Genomic DNA, 7,107 nt, shown 5'->3' with positions numbered 1-7,107 from the left:
TCGGGTTTTCAATCCGCCCATAAGGGACTTACACCCTCTGGAAAAATACACGCTGTAAGTTTTGTTTTCTAATTCGACAATTTGTATTTTCGAATCGAGAACAAACGATTTACAATCTGCTTCCTGCTCATGCAGGGCACATACAGCCGTTTTGAGCTAGCTGGAATTTAGTGGAATTATCTTCTCGCATCAAGTTTTCGTTAAGCCGAAAACTGAAAGGTTACGAACTTCCAGCCATCTCAAAGTGGCATAACGTTATGTGGCATACTTCCAAAATGTAAATCATAATAGTACGTTCTTATACAACCGTATGAAATGTCTATAATAAAAATTGTTATACTAAATAGAAACATCTAAAAACCACAATGAACCAAGATAAAATTGAACAATTTAAAGCGATCTTAAAAAATTGGAATCCCTTAGGAACTGCTAAAAGTAATATTACTGATTTAAATGACTATGAAACAGAAGTTCACGACATTATTTTTAACCTTGAAATAGAATACAACTTTCCAGAAAAAAATATTACCAAAAAGCAGTTGGCTAAAATCCTTAAAGAAGTCTTAAATGAAGCTTTTGATTTGCATTTAACCAACTATGAATGTGATGCTCATTCTGCAGAAGTACTGAAGATTCTGCAAGATTAATAAAAGTACGCCACATAACAGCTAAGGGTTCGTTGCGCTCGAAGAACCCGATAGCGCAGTTTTGCAAACTGTGCCCACAACTATAGATACTTAATAAAAAGTAAATACTAAATGTGATTGCTTCGTTCCTCGCAATGACTTAAAAAACCAAATCACGTGGCTTTGTAATCCGTGCCCACAACAGTAAGCAACAATACCCTAGAATTTTTAGCTATTTATGGGAAGAATACAAATTCTATTTCTATCATCTTATCTTAAACCAAACAGGAAATTAAAACAGGAAATAGAACTAAAAATTGCGACCGCTATCAGAAAGTATTTTTTAACGTAAATTGCTTAAAATATAATTTTATATGCGACTACTACTAATTTTTATCTGTTTGTGTTGTTTCAGTTGTAAAATTGAAAAAAATGTAAAAAATGCAGTTCCAGACCTAGCACTTGAAAAAAAAGTTAGGCCTGTGCATGATACGATTGGTTTTACAAAATACAATTGGCAATTAGATTCTATTTATCACCGTTTAGGTATCAAGGATTCTAAAAATAATAGGCAATGGAAAGCAGCTATAACTCCGCATGACGATTATAAATACGCTGGACGTTTGTATTACGAATCGCTTAAAGGAATTAATGCCAACACTATTATTTTAATTGGTGTGGCGCATCGCGCTCGAAACTTTAATCTTCAAGACAAAATCATCTTTGGAGATTTTACTCACTGGAAATCGCCTTACGGTGATTTAAAAGTGTCTGATTTAAATGCTGAAATTATGGCGCGACTTCCAAAATCTTCCTACCTAGTTCATAACGATATGCAAGAGTTAGAACATTCATTAGAAGCTATTGTACCTTTTTTACATCGCAAAAACAAGAACCTACAAATAATCCCAATATTAGTCCCTTACATCAATTATGAAACGATTGATGGTATTAGTACTGCTCTTTCTAATGTTGTATCAAAAATTTTAAAAGAACAGCATCTTACATACGGAAAAGATGTTGCAGTTGTCATTTCTAACGATGCTGTGCATTATGGTAATGAAGAGTGGAGTGGCGATTTAGCCCCTTTTGGAGTTGATGATGAAGGCACTAAAAAAGCCAGAGCTTTAGATATGGAGATTATTGAAAAGTGTTTAGTACAAGAAATTAGTACTGAAAAAGTAAAAACATTTACAGAATATACCGTGCAAAAGAAGGATTATACAGCATATAAATGGGTTTGGTGTGGTCGCTATGCTGTGCCTTTTGGGGTGAGTTTTGCCAATAAATTAAATCAGGCAGTATATAACAAACCTTTGACAGGGACTTTTTTAGATTACGCATCAAGTGTAGATCATGAACTTATAAAAGTAGAAGATTTAGGTATGGGAACTACCGCTATTGCTACTCAAAAACACTGGGTAGGATATGCGAGTATAAAATATGAATAGGTATATCATACTTGATGGTGAAGACATAAATTATTGATAACAGGCGATTTTACTTTTGCTTACCTAAAGTACCATCTTAGAAAATCAATTAATTACAAACAAACCGATATAAAAGCAAGAGGAGAAATCAACGAAAGTTTTTTCATAACTTGTCCCGCCCAAGCGGGAGACTGCCATTATATGCCATATTATGAAAACCGGGAGAAATCATCCACTTAAAGCCAAAAATGAAATCTATAATCATAAAACCTAAAAATGAGCTACTGAAAAAATATGTGCAATATTTTCTGTTTTTTAAAAAGACGGATAGTACTATTTTGAATTACACTACTTTTCCTAACAACAATCTGTGTCTTAGCATTTACAAGCAAAATAAAATTGACTACTTAAACCATTCAAAAGCAAACAATTGTATTATTACTCAAGGGAATAAAAACTTTGTCAGTAGACTTTATGGATTTCATAAAATGCCTTTTCAGGTTGACATTAATTCTTGTCTTGACCAAGTTTGTATTATCTTCTATCCATCTGCTCTACGAACATTCACTAATGAATCCTATACTGATTTGATGAATTCTGATTCTGTTTTTGAAGCTATTTTTTCAAATAAAAATGCTTTTCTGTTAGAACAAATTTTTGAAGAAGATAATTTTGTAAAAAGAAGTGAAAAGCTAGAATCATTGCTTTTAAAAAATTTAAAAAATGAAATACCCGATAAACTGAAAGAAGGATTGCATTTTATCTCAAAATATAATACGGAGAATATAACCGTTGAAACGCTTTCTGAAAAACTTAAAGTAAGTGACAGCTCATTATTCCGTTTATTCAAAAATAATTTAGGGCAAAACCCAAAATCATACCTAAAAACAATCCGATTTAGAACGATTCTGGATGAAATTATGAATGGGCAACAATCACCTACTGAAGTGAATTACCTCAATCAATATTACGACCAAGCGCACTTCATCAATGATTTCAAAACCTATACAGGCTATTCTCCAAAAAAATTAATCGACCAAGTTTCTATTCAACAAAATGACTTGACTTGGATTTATAATAAAATGAATAGTGAATGATTTTTACAATTTTAGACACTAACTATTGATTTCATTTGTACTCTAAAAATAAAGTACAATGAAACAGTTTTTTGCCATTAGTCTAATTTGTTTATTAATTGCTTGCTCTACTTCTAAGCAATCCATTCCTATATTAGAAACTCTTCCTAAATTAACCTATCAACAGATGTTAGAAGATCACGATACGTTAGTCTCTAACATAAAGCAAACAAGTCCAATGATCTATTTCAATAAAGAAGTTAGAGGAATAGACTTTACACAACATGCAACAAGCCTTAGAAAGCAAATCAATCCTAAGACCACCACAAAACAATTCCTTCAAATAGTAAACAAAACACTTTTTGCTGCACAAGATGGACATACAGGAATGTTAGGTCCTTCTGGACTTGATGAAATGAAAAAATATGGGATTCCATTGGGAGCTGTAAGAGGTATCGATAGTACAGATGCAGAAAACAGTTATAAGTACTACGATTATTTAAAAAACGAAGTGTACGCAAAATTAGATTTGAATCTGAATTATACAAATGGTGAGTATTACAACTTGTTACCATTCTCGTATAAAGGAAAAAACTATCCTGCGGCAATGAAACTTATCAGTTGTAACGGAATTGAAATCCACCAATTTGTAAAAAGTCTCACCGAATCAGCTTCTCCTCTGCGTTGGGATAGAATAAACAACAAAACGTATAAAGAAGATTTTTACCGTTATTCTGAAATCTATAAAAACAATAAACTAAAATTGGTATTTCAAGATAAAGGTTTTGACGAACACAAATTAAATATTGTAAAGAATGATACAGTAACTTTTTTACAAAAAAAGAATTGGAAATACGCTTATAATGGACCAAAGGATACTGTGACAACACACTATTTTGAGAAACAAGGCATTTTTTATGCTAAACTACCCAGAATGGACGTACAATTAGGCGATTCTATAAATCAACGTTTAGGAGCTGTCATAAACAAACACAAAATAAATGCAGTTGTACTGGATATACGAGGAAATGGCGGAGGATATGACCAAACGTATAATAACGCTTTAAAGTCAATCGTTAAGGATACATTGCGACAAAACGTAGTATTAGGAATAAATTGGAGTCCGTACACGCGTACGTATTATGAATATAATCGCGATTCAATACAAAAAGAACCGCTATTTACTTTTAAAGTGGATGTTCCTACTTTAAAAGAACCTGAAATGTTTTATATAAAAATAACGCAAGCTGCTGTAGTACCTGATAGTATTAAATATCCTTTTGAAGGTAAAGTTTATATTTTACAAGACAGGTATATTTTTTCCGCATCAAGTAATCTGTCCAATTTAGCAAAAAATAGTGAACAGTTAATTAGTATAGGAGAAACACCAGACCTATTAGGTGGAATGCAAAGAAGCCCTTTTGTTATGATGCTACCTAATAGTAAAGTTATTTTTAGAGTAGAGCCACAAATTGATTTTACAGATAACAAAACAGTGGAAGACACCTTTAAAAACAATGTAGAATACCCTATTCAATACTCCATTGATAATTTATATTTACGTACTACTACAAAAGAAAATGTATTCGGAAAAGAGTTTCTTTTAAACGATGACCCTATGTTTAAAAAAGTATTGGAGTTAGAAAATTCAAAATAAAGAAGTAGGAAATTAACAAATCCTAAAAAATAGTTATCGAAAGTGGATTGATCTAAAAAAATTTAAGTACTATTGAATTTATATTCAAAACTGATACTTGGATTTTCCACTTTGAAAAAGTCATATTCCATTAATAGCATTTTATTAAAATTACTCAAAATGAAAAAGAATTTAGTAGTTGCTTTCATACTCTTCTCTATACCAAGTTTTGCCCAGAAATTGAAATTGAGTGACACGGTTTCATTGACTATTAACGAGCATAATACCATTTTTATAAAAGCTGTTTTTAACGAAAAAGACACTTTAAACTTAAATTTTGACACCGGAACAACCGAATTGATTTTAATAAATGATGTTTTAAAGAATACACTTAAATCTACAACGGAACTTTATAGCACCTTTTATCATTTAAAAATTGGAAAAACAATTTACAAAACAAAAGTTTACGATGCTGAATTAGCAGGACATGGAACAGATGGGAGATTTGGCTGGGACTTTTTTAAAGGAAAAGTTGTAGAACTCAATTATGACAATAATTCGATGATTATTCATTCAGAATTACCTAATTACGTAAAATTAGATAGCAAATTCACTACACTCAAAATGGAATTTTGGAAAGATTTGTTTTTTGTTTCGAGTGAAATTAAAGAAAATGGAATTGTAAATAAAGATCTTTATCTCTTTGACACTGGTTTTGAAAGAACGGTAATGTTAGATGGTGAATTATTAAAAAAAGGTAAATTTCCAACTAACAAAATGAAGTTTATCAAAAAAGTAATGATGAAAGGTGCTCAGGGAAACGAAATAGACTTAATCACTTCAAATTTGGAAATCTTGAAAATTGGAAAATATAAACTTAAAAATATTCCAGTTCAAATAACAACTACTCAAAGACCATTAAAGGATAAAAATGTGCCTATTTTAGGGAACGAAATTTTGAAGAAATTTAATATTTTTCTGGATTTTCAAAATAATAGTGTTTACTTGAAACCAAACAAATTTTACAACCAAAAATATATAGATGAAAAGAAACCCGGCATATAAGAGCAAAGGGTTTGTTAGGCAAAATAGGCAACGAAAAACGTCGGATAAATTCGGCATGGATAAGTATCATTTATTTCTTAAATCCGTTTTGCTTGTAATCTTTGTAGCTAAAAGTTACGTTTTGATGGTCAACACTTTGGATTCAGTTGTTGCTACTAGCGATTTTATGGGTATAACCACCTAAGAATTCTACCACTGATTTTGGATTTCCAAAAGGCATCGATAAAACAATCCTGAAGCATCGGGAGTGTTATCTGGTAATCGTATCCTCTAATCCCAGAACTTCGGGAGAGAAAACCATTTGATTGAAAGGAATTCCAGTGATGGGTTGTAACTTTTATATACAACTTTTCTGCCTTTTACCATAGAAATATATACTATATTTGAAGGAAATCAACGAAAGTTTTTTCACGGACTGACGTTATCTGTCATATTTCAAAATCACACTTAAAAATAATTAAAAAAAATATATTTATAATCTTAACATTTTTTATTTCAAATTTTTGTTTCTCGCAACAATATGATGGAGTAATAATTGAAAAGAGAAAAATTGATAAAAACAATTTAATTTATAAAATTGAAAAATCTTTCTTTTATTCAATAGAAATTAAAAAAAATGATACCGAATATTTTCTTGATAAAAGTTTTGACGATAGTTTAACTATTAATAAAAGTAAAAAAATGGAATTATTGAAATAAAACTAGTAGTAATAAAACCAAAAATATTTCAAAGAACGAATAAAAATCAAACAGAAATTAAATATAGTTTTGAGCCAAATCCAATATCTATTACAAGTACGGGAATTGTCGAAAATGATAATAATGTGTGGATTCACCCACCAAGATTAGGTTTCTTGAAAGTATTGGAAACTTGTCCATTTTCATACATAAAACTAAACCAAAAATTTGGCTATGAATGGAATGATGAAATGAGTATTGCAGAATATTGGTCAAATAAAAATTCAGGAATTTGGACTGGTAGATTATTATTAAAGTATAATTACAAAATTATTGGAGAAGAAAAAATTATGACAGATGTTGGCGAATTAGAATGCAAAGTTATTTCAGCAACTGCTAATTCTACAATTGGAAAAAGTACTCTCTTAGCCTACTTTAATGATAAGTATGGTTTTGTCAGATTAGAATACAAATTATTTACTGGAACAGAAATAAATATAAATCGAGGTGTTCACTTATTTACTTATTATAATATTTTGATATAAAACCTTTTGAGTATTCATCATTCTGTTTATAAGTAGGTCAAATATTTTTTC

General features: G+C 30.5%; 6 protein-coding genes and 1 pseudogene. 6 read left to right on the top strand and 1 reads right to left on the bottom strand.

Annotation, left to right across the window (positions count from 1 at the left end; translation table 11 throughout):
• Positions 1-365 precede the first annotated feature (365 nt).
• From IWX83_RS16735 to IWX83_RS16715, 5 genes are all read left to right on the top strand, one after another.
• The gene (locus tag IWX83_RS16735; RefSeq protein WP_196831306.1) at positions 366-647 is read left to right on the top strand and encodes a hypothetical protein; all 282 of its coding nucleotides are present in this window, start codon (positions 366-368) and stop codon (positions 645-647) included.
• 353 nt (positions 648-1,000) lie between these two features.
• The gene (gene amrB / locus IWX83_RS16730; RefSeq protein WP_196831305.1) at positions 1,001-2,077 is read left to right on the top strand and encodes an AmmeMemoRadiSam system protein B; all 1,077 of its coding nucleotides are present in this window, start codon (positions 1,001-1,003) and stop codon (positions 2,075-2,077) included.
• Positions 2,078-2,304: 227 nt separating this feature from the next.
• A complete protein-coding gene (locus IWX83_RS16725) occupies positions 2,305-3,153 on the top strand; it encodes a helix-turn-helix transcriptional regulator (RefSeq protein ID WP_196831304.1) in 849 nt (282 codons plus the stop codon).
• A gap of 58 nt (positions 3,154-3,211) precedes the next feature.
• The gene (locus tag IWX83_RS16720) at positions 3,212-4,789 is read left to right on the top strand and encodes a S41 family peptidase (RefSeq protein ID WP_196831303.1); all 1,578 of its coding nucleotides are present in this window, start codon (positions 3,212-3,214) and stop codon (positions 4,787-4,789) included.
• 159 nt (positions 4,790-4,948) lie between these two features.
• Positions 4,949-5,833 (top strand): clan AA aspartic protease, encoded by an 885-nt coding sequence (locus IWX83_RS16715; RefSeq protein WP_196831302.1) that lies wholly within the window; start codon positions 4,949-4,951, stop codon positions 5,831-5,833.
• Positions 5,834-5,843: 10 nt separating this feature from the next.
• Here the strand turns inward: IWX83_RS16715 and IWX83_RS17350 are convergent.
• Positions 5,844-6,050 (bottom strand): annotated as a pseudogene (locus IWX83_RS17350) (transposase); the annotation flags it as partial.
• A gap of 607 nt (positions 6,051-6,657) precedes the next feature.
• On the opposite strand from IWX83_RS17350, the gene IWX83_RS16710 reads away from it, so the two are divergent.
• Positions 6,658-7,056, top strand: a complete 399-nt coding sequence (locus IWX83_RS16710) for a hypothetical protein (protein ID WP_196831301.1) — start codon at positions 6,658-6,660, stop codon at positions 7,054-7,056.
• Positions 7,057-7,107: the final 51 nt, after the last annotated feature.

The organism is Flavobacterium sp. CG_9.1 (genome assembly GCF_015751645.1).
GTDB classification, from domain to species: domain Bacteria; phylum Bacteroidota; class Bacteroidia; order Flavobacteriales; family Flavobacteriaceae; genus Flavobacterium; species Flavobacterium xanthum.
Note: the sequence above shows the minus strand (reverse complement) of the source record. Positions and strands in the feature narration are given on the sequence as shown.